Here is a 17410-nt window from a genome sequence, read left to right as displayed (position 1 = left end):
GGCCCGATAACGTGCGCATAGCATCGGACCCCGCATGAACACGATGACTCTCTGGCACCTGTCCACGGCCGAGTTCGCGGCCCTCGCCTTCGCCGCCCTGCTCGTCGGCTTCTCGAAGACCGCCGTGAGCGGCGCCAACACGGTCAGCCTCGCGATCTTCGCGGCGGTCCTGCCCGCCCGCGCCTCGACCGGCGTCCTCCTGCCGATCCTCATCGTCGGGGACGTCCTCGCGGTGCTCACCTACCGCCGGCACGCCCACTGGCCCACCCTGTGGAAGCTCTTCCCGGCGGTCGGCGCCGGCGTCGTCCTCGGCACGCTGTTCCTGATCCGGGCCGACGACCAGATCGTCCGCACGTCCATCGGCGCGATCCTGCTGCTGATGACGGCCGTCACGATCTGGCGCCGCCGCACGGTCGACAAGGACGACGAACCCGACGCGATCACGACCCGTTCCGGCCGCGTCAAGGCCCGCTCGTACGGCGTCCTCGGCGGCTTCACCACCATGGTCGCCAACGCCGGCGGCCCCGTGATGTCCATGTACCTGCTCTCGGCGGGCTTCCGGAAGTTCGGCTTCCTCGGCACGTCGGCCTTCTTCTTCCTCATCGTCAACGTCTCCAAGGTCCCCTTCAGCGTGGGCCTCGGCCTCATCGACGCCCACTCCCTGCTGCTGGACGCCGCACTCGCCCTGTTCGTCGTCCCGGGCGCCTTCCTCGGCAAGTGGGCGGTGAACCGCATCAACCAGAAGCTCTTCGAACAGCTGGTGATCGCGGCGACGATCGTGGGCGGTCTGCAACTACTGCTCCGCTGAGCCACTCGCCCCGGACGGCACCAACTCCGCTGTCCGTGTGGACAGTCCGCGGGACAGGTCCTCCCTCAGCAGACGCTTGGCGATGGTGTCGACGGCGGCCCGCAGATCCGCGTCGGCGGGCCGGCCGTAGTCCTTCTCCAGGCGCTGCCGGAGCCAGTCGCCCCAGGCCCCGCTGATGACCCGGGCCTCGCGGGCACCGGCCTCGGTGTGGGAGAAGAGCGTGCCGTCCCGCGTCAGATAACCCTCCTCGACCATGCGGTCGAAGACCGGCACCAGGACCTCCGGCGGCATGTGACGGCGGGCGGCGATCAGCGTCAGGTTGGCGTGCCCGACCATCCGGGTGAACAGCTCCACCTGCATGACCGCCCAGGCACCCGCGATGTCGAGGCGGGTGTCGGACCCGGTGACGATCCGGCGGGCGGTCTCCAGCTCCGTACCGCCGATGATCTTCCCCACGGCCGCCTCCAGCAGCCGCTGCGAGTCACCGGCGAGCGGCCGCGCGAACTGCTCGCCCATGTCCGACGAACCCGCCCGCGCGCTGTCACGCAGCCGCACCTGCTTGAGGAAGAGCGCCACCAGGAACCCGACGACCGCGACCGGCACGGTCCACAGGAACACGGTCCGGAGCGTCTCGGAGTACGCCTCGACGATCGGTTCCGCGGCCCGCGCGGGCAGACGGTGCAACCCCTCCGGGCTCTCCGCGGCCTTCGCGATCGTCGCCAGGTCCGCCGCACCCGTACGCGCCGCCTCCTCGACGGCGACGGACAGCTTCGGAGTGAGCGTGTTGGCGTAGATCGTGCCGAACACCGCCGTGCCGAACGAGCTGCCCAGCGTACGGAAGAAGGTGACGCCCGAGGTCGCGGTGCCCAGGTCGGTGTACTCGACCGTGTTCTGCACGGCGATCGTCAGCACCTGCATGCACAGGCCGATCCCCGTGCCGAGCACGAACATGTACAGCGACTCCAGAACACGCGTTCGTGCCCGGTTCCATGCGGGACAGCAGATACAGGCCCACGCCCATCACGAGCGCGCCGACCAGCGGGAAGAGACGGTAGTGGCCGGTCTTGCCGACCACGTTGCCGCTCGCCACGGAGGCGATGAGCAGCCCGATGACCATGGGCAGCGTACGGACGCCGGAGACGGTGGCCGAGCCGCCGTCGACGTACTGCAGATAGCTCGGCAGATAGGTCAACGCGCCGAGCATCGCGAAGCCGACGATGAAGCTGAGGATCGAGCAGACCGAGAAGACCGGGTTGCGGAACAGCCGCATCGGCAGCATCGGCTCGGCCGCGCGGGTCTCCACCCAGCAGAACAGCCCGAGCGCGACCGCTCCTCCCACGAACAGCCCGATGATGACCCCGGAGCCCCACGCGTACTCGTTCCCGCCCCAGCTCGTCGCCAGGATCAGCGCGCTCGCGCCCGCCGCGACGAACCCGATGCCCAGGTAGTCGATGACGGGACGGGAGGCCGACTTCACCACCGGGATGGTGCGGGCGGCGGCCACGACCACGAGGATCGCGATGGGAACGTTGACGTAGAAGCACCAGCGCCAGGTCAGATGGTCGGTGAACAGACCGCCGAGCAGCGGTCCGATCACGGTCGCCACGCCGAACACCGCCCCGATCGCGCCCTGGTACTTCCCGCGCTCCCGCAGCGGGATCACATCCGCGATCAGCGCCATCGCGGTGACCATCAGCCCGCCCGCGCCGACGCCCTGCAGACCCCGCCACACGATCAGCAGTGTCATGTTCGAGGCGAGACCGCACAGGAACGACCCCGTGATGAAGACGACCGCCGACACCTGGAAGACGACCTTCCGGCCGAACAGGTCGCCGAACTTCCCCACCAGAGCCGTCGACACCGTCTCCGCCAGCAGATACGCCGTCACCACCCACGACATGTGCTCCGCACCGCCCAGGTCCGACACGATCGTCGGCAGAGCCGTCCCCACGATGGTCTGCTCGAGGGCCGCCAGCAGCATCCCCAGCATGATCGTCACGAAGACGACGTTGCGCTGCCGCCTGCTCAGCACGGGCGCCTGCGCGGTCGGCGCGACGGCGTCTTGGGTGGTCGTCACACGGTCACGATCACATCCGGCCCGGGCCCCTGCATGCGGAGCCGAGCCGGGAGGGTGTGGCTGTCCGACCCGTGGACCTCGGGTGCGCCTTCCGGGGTGGGGGCCGGGGTTGCGCCGGCGGGTGCGGGAGGGTCGTCGTCGCTCGCGCAGTTCCCCGCGCCCTGAAGCAGGGGCCGCGCCCCTTGCTTTTCGGCCCGCAGGGCCCGGTCCTTGTCTCCGGGGGCGCGGGGAACCGCGCGTCAGCCCCCACCGCCGAACAACCCGCACAGGCCGACGCACCGCACCTCCCACCCCTCTCCTAGTCGCCGCGCAACCGGGGCGCCCACGCCCCCGCGTCGACCGCGTGCCCTTCCTTCTCCACCACGTCGGCCAGCTCCCGGGCCCAGGCCCCCACCCCGGCCAGATCGACCCCGTAGGGGCGCCCCCGCCCATGAGCGGCCCCCCACTCCTCGACGGCCCTGGCCCCGCGCCGCAGCAACAGCGCCCCGCCCTTGACGTTCCCCCGCGCCGAGTGCGTGAGCCCCACCGCGAGCTGGGCCAGCCCCCGCCACAGGGCACGCTCCTCCTCCGGCCCGGACTTCCACGCGTCCTCGAAGACCTCGTGCGCGTGGAACGGCTTCCCCGCGTCCAACAGCGCCTGCGCCTCGACGACCGTCTCCTCGGGGGCCCGTACCACCCCCTCCGGCTGCCGCTCCACACCCGGAGCCCCGTACGGCAGCGGCCGCCCCAGCCCGTCCCGGGGCCGCGCACTGCGCGCCCGCCCCTCCTCGTCCCGGTCCCGCCCTCGCGCTGACCCGCTCTCCGATGTCCCGTTCATGCCCCGATTGTCCCGCGCCCCTCACCGGCTGCGGGGCAGTGGCCGACGTACGGTAAAGTTCTCACTGCGCGATCACGCGGTTCACCGCTGACAGCGCACCGGGACGTGGCGCAGCTTGGTAGCGCACTTGACTGGGGGTCAAGGGGTCGCAGGTTCAAATCCTGTCGTCCCGACTTGAAAGAGTCGCAGGTCAGGGGCCGCTTCGGATTACTCCGAAGCGGCCCCTTGCTCATGCTGGGCATCCCCCACGGACATGGACCGACTACGACGTCACGTGCGGAGAAGCCCGAAACCGCGACGGGTGGCTTCCTGACCCGGTCGATCGAACGCGTTCGCGATGACGAGCCCGCTGTCGCGGTTGCGGCCTCCCCGCACGCGGCCAGGAACGAACCGATCTGCCGGACCAGGGACTGCTGGGCGCTGGGGACCGCGCCGGTGCGGTCGGGGCCGCTCGGGACGGAGGGGCCTTCCTCGCCGGCGAAGTCGCCGATCCAGCCGGAGCGCAGAGTGGTGACGGCGTCGGGCTGGTGCTTGCGCACCAGGCTGGTCAGGTCCAGGGGCTTGCCGGTGGCGGGGTCGGTGTCGCTGTAGGCGGCGTCCACCGGCCACTCGTTGGACGGGTCGCGGAACTTGCCCGGCTCCCAGAAGAACGCGGCGTCCGCATCGGAGCCCTGCTGGCCCAGCCAGCCGCCGTCCCACCAGATGTCGTCGATCTTTTTGTACTGGGTGACCAGCTCCTTGACCCGCTGGTACACCTCGTTCTTCATTATCCCCGTGTTCTCCTTGTGCGCGGGATCGGTGGTGTAACCCCAGGCGTTCTCCGGGCAGTTGGTGCCGTGGACGTCGTAGTATCCCGGGTAGCGCCAGCTCAGGGGCGAGAAGTACAGGCCTACCTTCAACCCGGCGTCGCGTACGGCGGTGACGTACGGGCCGATGAAGCCCTTCTGCAGCGGGGCCTGCCCGGCGTGCCAGCCGTTCGGGTGGGTGGAGGGCCACAGCGCGAAGCCGTCGTGGTGGCGGGGCGGTGAGCACGGTGTACAGCAGTTCCAGCGCCGCACCGTCTGGCGACGCGCCGAGGTCCGGCGGGTGGCGTCCCCTGCAGCCGCCGGACCACACCCTCGGCAAACGTCGACGCGGGCCGGCTTCCCCTCCCGTCACGGTGGTTCGGCACGGGCGTCATACACAAGAAGGCCGTCGCCACGAAGGCGCACGCCTGGTGTCGGAGTGTGCGGCGTGAGGCGTCCGTCGTGCATCAGGTGGCGGACGCTCATGCCGCGGGCCAGGACGGCGAAGTCGGCGATGAGGCGCCGGTGGCATCGCCACCACACCGCCTCGCTGCACATCACCGCGGTGCGCTGGTCCACCGTTTGACGTACGACCTCGTCCATCGCCGTGACGAAATCCGGGCTGCGGGTGTGAGCGGCGTAGCCACGGAAGGACGCGTTGCGCCATACGGTGTCGGGTGAGTCCGGCGGCGCTTTCCTGAAGCCGCCGAGGCGCTTCTCCCAGCGGTAGGCGATGCCCTCTTCGGGCAGCCACCGGGCCAGGCGCTGCCGTGAGAGATCCGGGTCGCGGCGGCTGCCGGGCGCGGTCCTGACGTCCACGACGGCCGCAATGCCGGCTTCCCGGAGGAGCCTGGCCAGCGTTCCCCGCTCCGCGGTGCTGTGACCCAAGGTGACCAGCTCCGGACCGGGCGCGGGGAACCTGTCTGGAGCTTCGGTCGGTTCGGGGTCCATACATCGAGTGCAGCAGCTTCCGGCCCCGACGGCACGCGGACGTGTGGTCAGCGGGTCCCGGCGGCGAGCAGGGCGCGGATGGCGCGGCGGCCGGGTCCCCCGGTCACCCGACGGTCGACGGCATCCGAGGGACCCCGCCGTCGATCCCGCCGCCTTCCGGCGACCAAGAAGGACGCTCGCACTGGACGGCCGGTGTCTCCCACCCCGACCCCGCCATGCGCTGGGCCCTGAACCATGACGACGGCCACGCCAACTACCGCAAGCTCACCACTGGATACGTCCGCTGCGTCCCCCGTACGCAGCGGTGTCCGGTTCTCGCCTGTCCGCGGTAAATGCCTGGACTGAGAAGCTCCCCTGACGGGACAATTCCGGCTTCCGAACCTCCGGGAGTGTGATGGGGACAAAAGATACACGTGGGCCGACGCCGGGCAGGAGCGCGGTCGTTCTGGCGCTGCGCCGCTACGGCAGGGAACTGCTGCGACTACGACTGCTGGCCCTGCCCGCGCTGCTGCTTCCGGCCGTGGGCAACATCGGCATCCGCTACGTCGCCCCCCTCCTGATCGCCAAACTGGCGGGACAGGCCGCCGACGACAGCGGTCTCTCCCTCGCTTCGGCGCTGCCGTACGTGCTGGGCTTCGGCGTGACGCTGCTGCTCGCCGAGGTCGTCTGGCGAATCGGGCAGCACTGCCTGAACCGTGTGGACGCCCTCGGCATGGAGCACCTGTACGTGAGCGGCATGGACGAACTCCTCGCCAAGGACGCGGCGTTCTTCCACGACAACTTCGCCGGCTCCCTGACCAAACGGGTGCTCAGCTTCGGCAAGCGCTTCGAGGACTTCGTCGACACGGTGACGTACCGGATCGTGGGCAGTCTCGTCCCCCTCGTGTTCGGTGCCGTGGTGCTGTGGAGCTACGAACCGATGCTCGTCGCCGGCCTTCTGGTGATGATCACGCTGACCGTGGTGGCCGCGACCCCGCTGATCCGTCGTCGGCAGAGGCTCGTCAACGACCGTGAGGCGGCGATCGCCCGGGTCTCCGGCCACGTCGCCGACAGCCTCGTGAACATGGAGACCATCCGGGCGTTCGCGGCCGAGCGGCGGGAGGCCGACGAACACCGCAGCCGTGTCGCGGACTCCCGGCGCCTGACGCTGAGGTCGTGGGACTACGGCAATCTGCGCGTCGACACCCTGATCGCCCCCATGTCCGTGCTGACCAACGTGCTGGGGCTGTTGGTCGCCATCGCCTTCGGTGGCTCGGGCCAGGGAGTCGAGGAGGTCGTCGTCGCTTTCACCTACTACTCCAACGCGACCCAGATCATGTTCGAGTTCAACCAGATCTACCGGCGTCTGGAAAGCTCGATGACCGAGGCCGCGCAGTTCACCGAGCTGCTGCTGGACCCGCCCACCGTGCTCGACCCGACGGAACCCGAACCGCTCGCACCGAAGGACACCGGCATCCGCTTCGATGCGGTGACCTTCGCCCACGCGGGCGCGAAGCCGATTTTCCGGGGCCTCGACCTGGACGTGCCCGCAGGCGCACGGATCGGTCTGGTCGGCAGATCCGGCGGCGGCAAGACCACACTCACCCGGCTCCTGCTGCGGATGTCGGACATCGACGCCGGACGCATCCTCATCGGCGGGCAGGACATCAGCCGGCTGCGCCAGACCGACCTGCGCTCCCTGATCGCCTACGTCCCACAGGAACCCGCCATGTTCCACCGGAGCCTGCGGGACAACATCGCCTTCGCCCGGCCCGGCGCCACCGACGAGGAGATCCACGCGGCGGCCGCGGCCGCCCACGTCACGGAGTTCGCCGGCCAACTCCCCGACGGCTTCGGCACTCTGGTGGGGGAGCGGGGAGTGAAACTCTCGGGCGGGCAGCGCCAGCGCGTCGCCCTCGCCAGGGCCATTCTGCGCGACGCCCCGATCCTGCTGCTCGACGAGGCGACCAGCGCGCTGGACTCGGAGAGCGAACTCCTCGTACAGGACGCCCTGTGGCGGCTGATGGACGGACGTACGGCCCTCGTGGTCGCCCACCGTCTGAGCACGGTCGCCGGCATGGACCGTCTCGTCGTCCTCGACCACGGAAGCGTCGTCGAGCAGGGCAGCCACGAGGAGCTGCTCGCGGCGGACGGTGCCTACGCCAAGCTGTGGCAGCACCAGTCGGGAGGCTTCCTCGGCGAGAGCACCGAGTCGGCCCTCGGATGCCCGGTCCCCCAAGCAGGTCCCAGCGGGCTGCCCGGACCGGCAGACCCGGCGCCGGACGGGGACCGCAGGACGACCTCGTCGCACGCTCGTACGAGCACCGGGTCCACGTGACCGAGTCGGTTCTTGGACATCCTCGACCGTCGGCGGCGTCACGCTGATACGGATACGTCCGTCGCGTGCGGACACCGCGAAGCGCCGGGGGAAAACCACCGCTGCTCCCGGACCGGCTGAGGCGGTCCGGGAGCTCGCGTTCACCGGCTCCACTCGGCCGGCCACGCCCTCGGCACCGCCGCGGCACGCCACTGGAAGCGGGCCCACTTGGGGCGGGCTTACTGGGAGCGGGCTTACCCGGAGCGGGCCCGCTGGAGCCGGGCGTAACTCACGGCTTGGCCCTGACCAGCCCGGCGTCGTACGCCGTGATCACGGCCTGGATTCGGTCGCGGGCCCCGATCTTGGCGAGGACCCGTCCGACGTGCTTCTTCACCGTGGACTCGGTGAGGACGAGCCGTTCGGCGATCTCCGTGTTGGTCCAGCCCTGGCCGATCGCCACGAGCACCTCGCGTTCGCGGTCGCTGAGGGTTTGGAGCCGGGGGTCCTGCGGGGCCGGTGCGTCGGCGGGTGCGAGGACCTGGTGGGCGTAGGCGTCGAGCAGTCGGCGGGTCAGCCGGGGGGCCACGACGGCGTCGCCGGTGGCGACCGCGCGGATGCCCGCGACGAGTTCCTCGGGGCGGGCGTCCTTGAGCAGGAAGCCGCTGGCGCCGGCGCGCAGGCCGTCGTAGGCGTACTCGTCGAGGTCGAAGGTGGTGACGATGAGGACGCGGGTGCGGCCGCCGGTGGCGACGATGAGGCGGGTGGCCTCGATGCCGTCCATGCCGGGCATGCGGATGTCCATGAGGACGACGTCCGGGCGGAGTTCGGCGGCCATGCGGACGGCCTCGGCGCCGTGCTCGGCCTCACCGACCGGTTCCAGGCCGGGGGTGCCCTCCAGGAGCATGCGCACACCCATGCGCTGGAGGGGCTGGTCGTCGGCGATCAGTACGGTGGTCATGGCAGGTGGTCTCCTGGCGCCGGCGGGGCGGGTGCGGAGGGTACGTCCAGCACGACGTCCACCAGCCAGCCGTGTCCGGTCCCCCGCGGTCCGATGGTGACGGAGCCGCCGTACATGGCGGCGCGTTGGCGGATGCCGACCAGGCCGTGCCCGGCGTCGACTGAGTCGGTAGGCGGTTCCGGCCGCGTTCGTACGGACGCCTCCGGCGGTGTTCCGGTATCGGTGACCCGAATCCGCACCCTGCCGGCATCGGCCGACACGGTGACTTCGGCCGTGGAGCCGGTACCCGCGTGCCTGAGCGTGTTGGTCAGGGCCTCCTGCACGATGCGATAGACGGTGAGCTGCAGGCCGCTGCCCAGTGAGTCGAGGTCGCCGACGGTCCGATAGGTCACCGACAGACCCGCCGCACGTACCCGCGCCAGCAAGGAATCCAGATCACCGATCCCCGGCTGCGGGCCGAGCATGCGCACGTCGTCCCGCTCCTCGCGCAGGACGCCCAGCACCCGGCGCAGTTCACTCATGGCCTGGCGGCCGGTGTCGCCGAGGATGCGCAGGGCCTCGGCGGACCGCTCGTTCCTGTTGGCGGCGAGGGTCGCGGCGCCGTCGGCCACACTGACCATGACCGAGAGATTGTGGCCGACGATGTCGTGCATCTCGCGCGCGACCCTGGAGCGCTCGGCGGCGGCGGTGAGTTGGACGCGCTGGTCGCGCTCGATCTCCAGGCGCCTGGCACGGTCCTCCAGCGCCGCCAGATACATCCGGCGGATACGCAGCGTCAGACCGACGGCCATGGCCGCCGTCGCCGTCCCCAGCAGGAAGAAGAGGCCGCGCAGCGGATTGCCGAGATCCATCAGGACGCAGACCGCCACGGTCATTTGGGCGACGGTGACCGCGGCGGCCCAGCCCAGCACCCGCAACGAACCGTGCAGGGCCAGGGAGTACAGGGCGATCAGCGTGCTGACGCCGGCCTGCTGCCACACGTCGAACGACCACTGGACGAGGGACACGAGAGCGATCACGAAGAACGTGACGGCCGGGGCCCGGCGCCGCCACCACAGCGGCACGATGAGTGCCGCGGCGAAGAGGTACATGACGCCGGAGGGCGTCTCGGCATGCTGGACCGCTTCCCCGAAGGGGCCGTCGCTGCTGCCGGTGAGCAGGTCGGGCAGGCTGATGAGGACGACCATCAGCACCACCGCCGTGTCGAGCAGCCACGGATGCCGGCGGTCCAGCCGCTGCCGGTCCTGCTGGCCGCGCCACATGCGCCCCAGGACGGGGTGCGCCCAGTCGGCGTCGAACCCAGGGGGCGGCGGCGCGCCCTGGGCGGTGTCCGCGGCGGCTGCCGCGCGTTCCGCGCTCATGGACACCATTGTCCTCATGCCCTGCTAGGCGTCGGTCTTCACGAGTCGGAAGGCGGCCCCGGCGAGTGCCAGCGCCACCCAGCCGGCGAAGACCGCGAGACCCACCCCGGGCGAGAGAGCGTCCGAGGACTCGTGCAGGGCGTGGACGGCCGATCCCGCGTTGCTCGGGAAGTAGGGGCTGAGCGTGTCGTACCACGAGTCCGGCAGCAGCGAGGCCAGGCCGGGAAGGATGAGCAGGACGCCGACCAGGGCCGCGATCGCCCCGGCGGACGAACGGATCAGCGCGCCCAGGGCCACGCCGAACACGGCCACCAGTCCGAGGTACAGGCCGGCTCCGGCCAGGCTGCGCAGCACCCCGTCGTCCGACAGGGCCAGCGAGATCCTCTCGCCGTCGAGCCCCGGTGTGCCCAACTGGAAGGCGGCCAGCGCGCCGATGGCGGTGAGGACCAGGGCGATGGGGCCGATCACGGCGGCCTTGGACCACAGAACAGGCAGCCGTCGTGGTACGGCGGTGAGGGTGGAGCGGATCATGCCGGTGGTGTACTCGCCCGCGGAAGCCAGCACCCCGAGGACGCCGATGGCCAGTGACGCGAAGGTCACGCCGGTCAGGGCCAGACTGACCGCGTCGCCGGCGCCTCCGGAGCCGGGCGGCCCGTCGGCCGCGGGGGCGTCGGGACTGAAGGTGTAGGCCGCCACCGCCCCGAAGAGGACCAGCAGGAAGACGGCGACGCCCAGGGTGATCCAACTGGAGCGCAGCGACCAGAACTTGGCCCACTCCGAACGCAGCACCCGGAGGCCGGTCACTTTGTAGATCGCGCCGGGGGCGGCGGATGTCCCGGGGTCGGGCGCCGCGGAGAGCCTCTGGCGCTTCCCCGGACGCAGGCTGCGGCTGTGTGCGGTGGTGGCAGGCATCAGGCGGCCTTTCGCTCGGTGTCGGCGGGAGCGCTCTGGTACTCGACGACATCGCGGGTGAGTTCCATGAAGGCCGTCTCCAAGGAGGCGGACTGCGGGGTGAGTTCGTACAGGGGCACCCCGTGCTGGGCGGCGATCGCCCCGATCTCCCGGGCGTCGCGTCCGGAGACGAGGAGTTCCTCGGCGGAGGTGGAGCTGATGGTGACCTCCGGGCCGGCCAACAGCGAACGCAGCCTCATGGCCTCGGTGGTGGCGACCTTCACGCCCCCGCCGCCGGCCTCCCGGGTGAAGTCGTCGACCGTGGTGTCCGCCAGCAGCCTGCCGCGTCCGATGATCACCAGGTGGTCGGCGATCAGCGCGGTCTCGCTCATCAGGTGCGAGGAGAGCATCACGGCCCGGCCTTCGTCGGCCAGCGAGCGCAGGAGGTTGCGCACCCACAGCACGCCCTCCGGGTCGAGGCCGTTGACCGGTTCGTCGAGCATGACGATCGCCGGGTCGCCGAGCAGGGCAGAGGCGATGCCGAGCCGCTGGCCCATGCCGAGGGAGAAGGCGCCGACCCGCTTGCCGGCCACGCTGGTCAGCCCGGCCAGCTCGATGACCTCGTTCACCCGGCGCCGCGGGATGCCATGGGTGTACGCGAGCGCCATCAGGTGGTTGAACGCGCTGCGGCCGGGGTGGACGGACTTGGCCTCCAGCAGGGTGCCGATCTCGTGCAACGGCGCGGCATGCTCGGCGTAGGACCGGTCGCTCACGGTGACCGAGCCCTTCGTGGGGGAGTCCAGGCCGACGATCATGCGCATCGTCGTTGATTTTCCGGCGCCGTTGGGGCCGAGGAAGCCGGTCACCTCGCCGGGCTTGACGGTGAAGCTCAGGTTGTCGACGACCGTCTTGTCGCCGTACCGCTTCGTCAGCTCACGCGCTTCGATCATGGGAGTGGGCCCTTCCTGCCTCGAACCTCGAACCCGTCCGCGGGGTGCGGCGTGGTGTCCGCTTTCGAAGCTACGAGCGCCGCAGGTCAGGACTTTGGGACTGCGGGGGAATCTTCGACGGCCCACTGGTACCGCGGTACCACTCGGTGGGTCTCGACAGGCATGGCGGAGATCATGAACGGTCGCGTTGATCCCGAAGAGCGTGGACCTGTTGAGGCAAGCCGAAACGGCCCGCCGGATGTCCGGCGGGCCCGTGGTGGATCAGTGGGGTCGACGCGGCTCAGGCCGCGATGTCACATGTGGACCGTGGGTGCGGCATCGGAGTCCTGCTGCGGTGCGCCGCGCCGGTAGAGGAAGACACCGCAACATGCCGGCGCCGCTGGAGCGGTTCTGCCACCAGGTGAACGCGGCGAGCAGAACGGCCCCGGCGAGCAGGAAGCCCCAGGTCTCGGGGGAGCTCCAGTCGTGGGTTTCCGCGTTGGCGAAGCCGTAGACCAGGCTGAACAGGCCGCCGGCGACGAGGACGGCGCCGGGTACGTCGAGCTTGCTGTCGCCGGGCGCATGGCCGCACCAGGGTCACGGCATTCCCGTCGTTCCCGGTCCTTGCTGGTTCGGCTCGGGGCACCCTAGTTGACTGCCCAGGTCGCTTACACGGGTTGCGGGGCGAACGGAAGCAGTACGTCGGCTCCGGGCCGTACGACGCCGTAGCTGCTCTCGGGGACCTCGTTCCAGGCGCCTGGCATGTCACCCAGGGGCTCGGACACGATGAGGCGGGTCTCGTCGGAGACCTCCCGTAGGAACGCCAGGTCGGGGTGGAGCGCTCGCAGCGTCTCCACGCGGGTGCTGTAGAAGAGCGAGCGTGACGTCTTCTGGCTGGAGTAGCGGAAGACCCACAGCGCCTCTCCGTCCGTCACGGCGATCGTCATCTGCAGCGGGAAGTCCACCCCGTGCCGGTGCCCGGTCTGTTCCACCAGGCCGGCCATCCGCGCGACGGCGCCCGGGGGGTCCTGCTCCAGACCGAGGGTGAGCGCCAGGTAGAACATCAACTCGGAGTCCGTCGAACCCTCGACCGCGGAGAACAGCTCCGGGTCGACGGCCAAGGCCAGATCTCGCCGGACCAGGTGGAACTCGGCGATCGCCCCGTTGTGCATCCACATCCAGCGGCCGTGGCGGAACGGGTGGCTGTTCGTCTGCTGCACCGCCGTACCGGTGGAGGCCCGGATGTGGGCGAAGAACAGCGGAGAGCGGACGTGGTCGGCGAGCTCCCGCAGGTTGCGGTTGCTCCACGCCGGGCCTATGTCACGGAAGATCGCCGGAGTGTCGAGGTCCGGTGAGTACCAGCCGACGCCGAACCCGTCGCCGTTCGTGGTCTCCACGCCCAGTCGTGAGTGCAGGCTCTGGTCGATCAGTGAGTGCGCCGGTCTGTAGAGAATGGTGTCGAGCAGCACGGGCGTTCCCGAATAGGCGAGCCACCGGCACATCGGCTACCACCTTCCTGACAACGGGCCGTACGAGTCAACCGGCATTCCCATGGTCATGTCTCCGACGGTTGATCGCCACATGGACGGGTGGTCGCCATTTGACGGTCTGACGAGGTGCCGCACATGTCTGCCAAATTGCGGATTGCGGATTGCTGGGAGCGCCGGATGACGTCGAAGCGGAACGCGGTCAGCCCTGGTAGCCCCGCAGCTTGCGGTACAGCGTGGCGCGGGCGATGCCCAGGGACGCCGCCGTGCGGGCCTTGTTGCCTCCGTTGCGGCGAAGGGCCTCCAGGATGGCGGTCCGTTCGGCGTGCTCCATGGGGCTGAGGAGCCGGGTCGCGGGGCCCTCGCGGACGGGGTCCGGCAGTTCGGCACGGCGCACCGGGCCCGACGCGCGGCGATGCTCGGCCAACGACCGTACGAGATGGACGAGTTCCGTGACGTTGCCGGGCCACGGATGCCGTTCCAGAGCGCGCAGGGCGTCCAGTGTCCACGTCAGCGGGGGCTGCCCCGGCGCCGGCTTCGGGGCCAGGGCCGTCAGCAACTCTCTTATGTCCTCCGGCCGTTCGCGTAGCGCGGGGAGGGTGACCGAGCGTGCGGCCAAGGTGTCGAGGAGCCGTTGGAGGCAGGGGCCCGGGGGAGTGCCGGGGGTGTAGGTGACCAGAAGAGGTGCGCCCGGATGTGTGTCGAGGAGTGAGTTGAGGGTCGCGGTGTCGGGTTGCGCGAGGCGCTCCCCATGGCGGATGAGGAGGGCGTGTCCCTCGTTCAACTCATCGACCGCAGGGCCGAGTCCGCCCGCCGCCGCGTCGACGACCAGTAGCCCGGCGGCCAGTTGGTGGGCGAGCGCGGTCTTTCCGGTGCCGCGTTCGCCGATGAGCAGCAGCGGCTCGGGCGACCGGGCCAACTCCGTCGCACGGCCGACCGCGTGCCGCCACGGCACCGATCGTCCGGCCAGCGTCGTGACGCCCCGCCCGGCCGGGGTCACGGCGCCCCGCCCGTCCGGCGTCACGCGGCCGCGTGCGTCCGGCGTCGCGGTCGCACGTCCCAGCGGATCCAGCACGGCCACCGCGCCGATGACGGCACCCCGGTGCGGTACGGGGGTGACCGTCGCGGAGCACCCCACACCGTCCGGGAGTCGGACGAGGCACGAGTCCGAGGCCGCCCCGGCGGGGACCACGGCCGCCGACTCGGCTGCGGGACCCGAAGCCCCGCCCGGGACGCCCTCACCTCCCGGCCGGCCTCCGCCGTCCGCGTCCCGCAGCAGCGCGACCACGCTCCGCTCCAGCGCTTCCAGCCCCTCCGGCGACAACAGCCGCCCGGCGGCCTCGCTCACCAGACGGTTGCGGCCGTCGAGGGCGACGACCGCCCGCCCCTGGTCCCGCGCGGCCCGTAGGTACGCGTCCAGCAGCACCCGTTCGGCAGGCTGTGACCGAGCCAGGAGTTCCGCCTCCACCGCGTCGGCCGCGGCCTCGGCGAGCGAGGCCCACGGGTGCGGGGCGCATCCGGAGCTGAGTCCGGAGGTGACCGTCACCGTGCCCAGCATCCGCCCGGTGTCCGGCGCGAGCACGGGCACACTGACCGCGGACACGTCCTGCCACACGTCGAGGAAGTGCTCCGGGCCGTGCACCTCGGCACGGCGACGGACCCGCAGTGCGAGGGCCGCGCTGTTGTGGCCGACCACCTGCTCCGAGAGGTCGTCGCAACAGGGATCACCGGGCCCGCATCCGGTCGCCCACAGCACCCGCAGTCGCTCGTCGGTGAGCAGCAGAGCCGTCTGCCCGGTGCCGACGGCGGGGGCGAGACGTTCGAGCACCGGCCGGGCCGCCGTGAGCAGCGCCGACTCGTCGGGTCGTACGGAGGACCGCGGCGCGCCCGAGGCCGGGGCGGGGGCCGGCACGTCGTGTCGTACGCCGAAGAACCGGGCACGCTTCCAGGCGGAGACGACCTCCTCGGGCACACCGTCCGGCAGGCGACGTCCCGCGAGGAACAGCTCACGGGCCCTGCGCAGCGACGTCGGCGCAGGGTGGGCGGGGAGATGTTCCGCAGTGGTCACGACAGCCCTCACCGTACCGAACGATGTTGAACGGGCAACAACCACCCCGTATCCCGGCCGTGCGCCCGGCGCTCGCGCGGCTTGAACGGGCGCGGCCCGGGCCCCGTAACTCCTACGACAAGTCGCCCGCACTGTCTCTTATTGAGACACCCGCGCTCCCGCGCCGCCCTCCATGATCTTGAACGGTCGGTGCCTGTCCTCAGTCCCTGGAGCGTTTGCCGTGCACACCGTCGAGCCCGATGTCGTGACCGACGTACTGATCGTGGGCAGTGGCCCCGCGGGCGCCTCCGCCGCGCTCGCCCTGAGTACGTACGGCGTCCCGAACATCGTGGTCACCCGCTACGCGAGCCTCGCCGACACGCCCAGGGCGCACATCACCAACCAGCGCACCATGGAGGTGCTGCGCGACCTCGGGGTCGAGGACGAGGTCGTCGCCAAGGCCACGCCGCAGCGGCTGATGGGCGACACGACCTTCTGCACCAGCCTCGCGGGGGAGGAGCTGGGCCGGGTCCGGTCGTGGGGCAACGACCCGCTGGTCCAGGCCGCGCACGAACTGGCCAGCCCCACCCGGATGTGCGACATGCCGCAGCACCTCATGGAGCCCGTCCTCGTCGACGCGGCCGTGGCACGCGGCACCCACCTGCGCTTCAGCACGGTCTACAAGTCCTTCGTCCAGGACGACGAGGGCGTCACGGTCACCGTCGAGGACCGGCTGCGCGGCGACGAGTACACCATCCGCGCCAAGTACCTCATCGGCGCCGACGGCGGCCGTTCGCAGGTCGCCGAGGATGCCGGGCTGCCGATGGGCGGCCAGATGGGCGTGGCCGGCAGCATCAACATCGTCTTCGACGTGGACCTGACGAAGTACACCGCCCACCGGCCGTCCACCCTCTACTGGGTCCTCGCCCCCGGCGCCACCGTCGGCGGCATCGGCGCGGGCCTGGTCCGGTGCGTACGGCCCTGGAACGAGTGGCTGATCGTCTGGGGCTACGACGTCACCGCGGGCGCCCCCGACCTCACCACCGAGTACGCCGAGTCGATCGTCCGCAGGCTGGTCGGCGACGACGAGATCCCCGTGACCATCAAGTCGTCCTCGGCCTGGACCGTCAACGAGATGTACGCCGAGACCTACGCGAACGGGCGCGTCTTCTGCGCCGGCGACGCCACGCACCGCCACCCGCCGTCCAACGGCCTCGGCTCCAACACCTCCATCCAGGACACCTACAACCTGGCCTGGAAACTCAAGCTCGTCCTCGACGGCACAGCGTCGCCGAAGCTGCTGGACTCCTACACCGCCGAACGCGCCCCGATCGGCCGGCAGATCGTGACCCGCGCCAACAAGTCCATCGGCGAGACCGCGCCCGTCTTCGAGGCACTCGACGGGCTCTCCCCGCAGACCCCCGAGCAGTTGTGGGCCAACATCGCCGCCCGCAAGGACGACACCGAGGCGGCTCGGAAGCAGCGGGCGCGACTGCGCGAGGCGATCGCGTTCAAGGTGTACGAGTTCAACGCGCACGGTGTCGACCTCAACCAGCGGTACACGTCGGACGCGATCGTCCCCGACGGCACGCCCGACCCCGGTTTCGACCGCGACCCCGAGCTGTACCACCAGCCCACCTCCCGCCCCGGGGCCAAGCTCCCGCACGCCTGGATCACCTCCGGTACCCGCACCCTGTCCACGCTCGACACGGTCGGCCAGGGCCGCTTCACCCTGCTCACCGGCATCGGCGGCACGGAGTGGGCACGGGCGGCGAAGGCCCAGGACCTGGAGATCGCCACCGTCGTCATCGGCCCCGGCCAGGAGTACGAGGACCCGTACGGCGACTGGGCACGGCTCAGCGAGGTCGCCGACGGCGGAGCCCTGCTCGTACGGCCGGACGGGTACGTAGCCTTCCGCCACGCGACGGCGGCCGGGTCCACGGCGGACGCCGAGCGGTTGCTGACCGAGGTGGTCCGGCGGATCCTCGGGCATGCCTGAAAGG

Annotated in this window: 11 protein-coding genes, 1 tRNA gene and 3 pseudogenes; 4 read left to right on the top strand and 11 right to left on the bottom strand. The window is 70.9% G+C overall.

The window, feature by feature from the left end; all coding sequences use genetic code 11:
• The first annotated feature begins 34 nt into the window (after positions 1-34).
• The gene (locus ACWD26_RS31850) at positions 35-808 is read left to right on the top strand and encodes a sulfite exporter TauE/SafE family protein (RefSeq protein WP_451275420.1); all 774 of its coding nucleotides are present in this window, start codon (positions 35-37) and stop codon (positions 806-808) included.
• Here the strand turns inward: ACWD26_RS31850 and ACWD26_RS31845 are convergent.
• Positions 794-2885: pseudogene (locus tag ACWD26_RS31845) on the bottom strand (MDR family MFS transporter). The gene ACWD26_RS31850 and the pseudogene ACWD26_RS31845 overlap by 15 nt on opposite strands.
• A gap of 298 nt (positions 2886-3183) precedes the next feature.
• Positions 3184-3702 (bottom strand): DUF309 domain-containing protein, encoded by a 519-nt coding sequence (locus tag ACWD26_RS31840; RefSeq protein WP_451275419.1) that lies wholly within the window; start codon positions 3700-3702, stop codon positions 3184-3186.
• A gap of 99 nt (positions 3703-3801) precedes the next feature.
• Between ACWD26_RS31840 and ACWD26_RS31835 the strand changes: the two genes are divergently transcribed.
• Positions 3802-3875 (top strand) — tRNA-Pro (locus ACWD26_RS31835).
• Between the two features lie 498 nt (positions 3876-4373).
• Here ACWD26_RS31835 and ACWD26_RS31830 read toward each other — a convergent pair.
• Positions 4374-4760 (bottom strand): annotated as a pseudogene (locus ACWD26_RS31830) (alpha-L-fucosidase); the annotation flags it as partial.
• 96 nt (positions 4761-4856) lie between these two features.
• Positions 4857-5438 (bottom strand): DUF488 domain-containing protein, encoded by a 582-nt coding sequence (locus ACWD26_RS31825; protein ID WP_451275418.1) that lies wholly within the window; start codon positions 5436-5438, stop codon positions 4857-4859.
• 394 nt (positions 5439-5832) lie between these two features.
• Here ACWD26_RS31825 and ACWD26_RS31820 point away from each other — a divergent pair, with 394 nt between their 5' ends.
• Complete coding sequence (locus ACWD26_RS31820; protein ID WP_451275417.1) at positions 5833-7755, top strand: ABC transporter ATP-binding protein; 1923 nt, start codon at positions 5833-5835, stop codon at positions 7753-7755.
• Positions 7756-8023: 268 nt separating this feature from the next.
• On the opposite strand, the gene ACWD26_RS31815 is transcribed toward ACWD26_RS31820, so the two are convergent.
• From ACWD26_RS31815 to ACWD26_RS31785, 7 genes and pseudogenes are all read right to left on the bottom strand, one after another.
• Positions 8024-8692: a response regulator gene (locus ACWD26_RS31815; protein ID WP_451275416.1), complete on the bottom strand. Its 669-nt coding sequence runs from the start codon at positions 8690-8692 to the stop codon at positions 8024-8026.
• Positions 8689-10053 carry a sensor histidine kinase gene (locus ACWD26_RS31810; RefSeq protein WP_451275415.1) on the bottom strand — a complete coding sequence of 455 codons (1365 nt, stop codon included), beginning with the start codon at positions 10051-10053 and terminating at the stop codon, positions 8689-8691. Before ACWD26_RS31810 ends, ACWD26_RS31815 begins: the two co-directional genes overlap by 4 nt.
• 24 nt (positions 10054-10077) lie before the next feature.
• On the bottom strand, positions 10078-10965 hold the full coding sequence (locus ACWD26_RS31805) for an ABC transporter permease (protein ID WP_451275414.1): 888 nt from the start codon (positions 10963-10965) through the stop codon (positions 10078-10080).
• Complete coding sequence (locus ACWD26_RS31800) at positions 10965-11894, bottom strand: ABC transporter ATP-binding protein (RefSeq protein ID WP_451275413.1); 930 nt, start codon at positions 11892-11894, stop codon at positions 10965-10967. The genes ACWD26_RS31805 and ACWD26_RS31800 overlap by 1 nt, the downstream gene beginning before the upstream one ends.
• A 378-nt stretch (positions 11895-12272) precedes the next feature.
• A pseudogene (locus tag ACWD26_RS31795) lies at positions 12273-12446 on the bottom strand (MFS transporter); the annotation flags it as partial.
• Positions 12447-12541: 95 nt separating this feature from the next.
• Positions 12542-13375: a class II glutamine amidotransferase gene (locus ACWD26_RS31790; protein ID WP_451275412.1), complete on the bottom strand. Its 834-nt coding sequence runs from the start codon at positions 13373-13375 to the stop codon at positions 12542-12544.
• Between the two features lie 187 nt (positions 13376-13562).
• Positions 13563-15428, bottom strand: coding sequence for a helix-turn-helix domain-containing protein (locus tag ACWD26_RS31785; protein ID WP_451275411.1), 1866 nt, complete (start codon positions 15426-15428; stop codon positions 13563-13565).
• Positions 15429-15648: 220 nt separating this feature from the next.
• On the opposite strand from ACWD26_RS31785, the gene ACWD26_RS31780 reads away from it, so the two are divergent.
• Positions 15649-17406, top strand: coding sequence for an FAD-dependent oxidoreductase (locus tag ACWD26_RS31780; protein ID WP_451275410.1), 1758 nt, complete (start codon positions 15649-15651; stop codon positions 17404-17406).
• The last annotated feature ends 4 nt before the right edge of the window (positions 17407-17410 follow it).

The sequence above is a fragment of the Streptomyces sp. NPDC002787 genome (assembly GCF_053592095.1).
This window is presented reverse-complemented; position numbering and strand designations above follow the sequence as displayed.

Bases quoted from the DNA above. Each gene is read 5' to 3' on its own strand.
- ACWD26_RS31810 (WP_451275415.1), bottom strand. From the start codon at position 10,053: ATGAGCGCGGAACGCGCGGCAGCCGCCGCGGACACCGCCCAGGGCGCG.
- ACWD26_RS31800 (WP_451275413.1), bottom strand. From the start codon at position 11,894: ATGATCGAAGCGCGTGAGCTGACGAAGCGGTACGGCGACAAGACGGTC.
- ACWD26_RS31790 (WP_451275412.1), bottom strand. From the start codon at position 13,375: ATGTGCCGGTGGCTCGCCTATTCGGGAACGCCCGTGCTGCTCGACACC.
- ACWD26_RS31840 (WP_451275419.1), bottom strand. From the start codon at position 3,702: ATGAACGGGACATCGGAGAGCGGGTCAGCGCGAGGGCGGGACCGGGAC.
- ACWD26_RS31815 (WP_451275416.1), bottom strand. From the start codon at position 8,692: ATGACCACCGTACTGATCGCCGACGACCAGCCCCTCCAGCGCATGGGT.
- ACWD26_RS31850 (WP_451275420.1), top strand. From the start codon at position 35: ATGAACACGATGACTCTCTGGCACCTGTCCACGGCCGAGTTCGCGGCC.
- ACWD26_RS31820 (WP_451275417.1), top strand. From the start codon at position 5,833: ATGGGGACAAAAGATACACGTGGGCCGACGCCGGGCAGGAGCGCGGTC.
- ACWD26_RS31825 (WP_451275418.1), bottom strand. From the start codon at position 5,438: ATGGACCCCGAACCGACCGAAGCTCCAGACAGGTTCCCCGCGCCCGGT.
- ACWD26_RS31805 (WP_451275414.1), bottom strand. From the start codon at position 10,965: ATGCCTGCCACCACCGCACACAGCCGCAGCCTGCGTCCGGGGAAGCGC.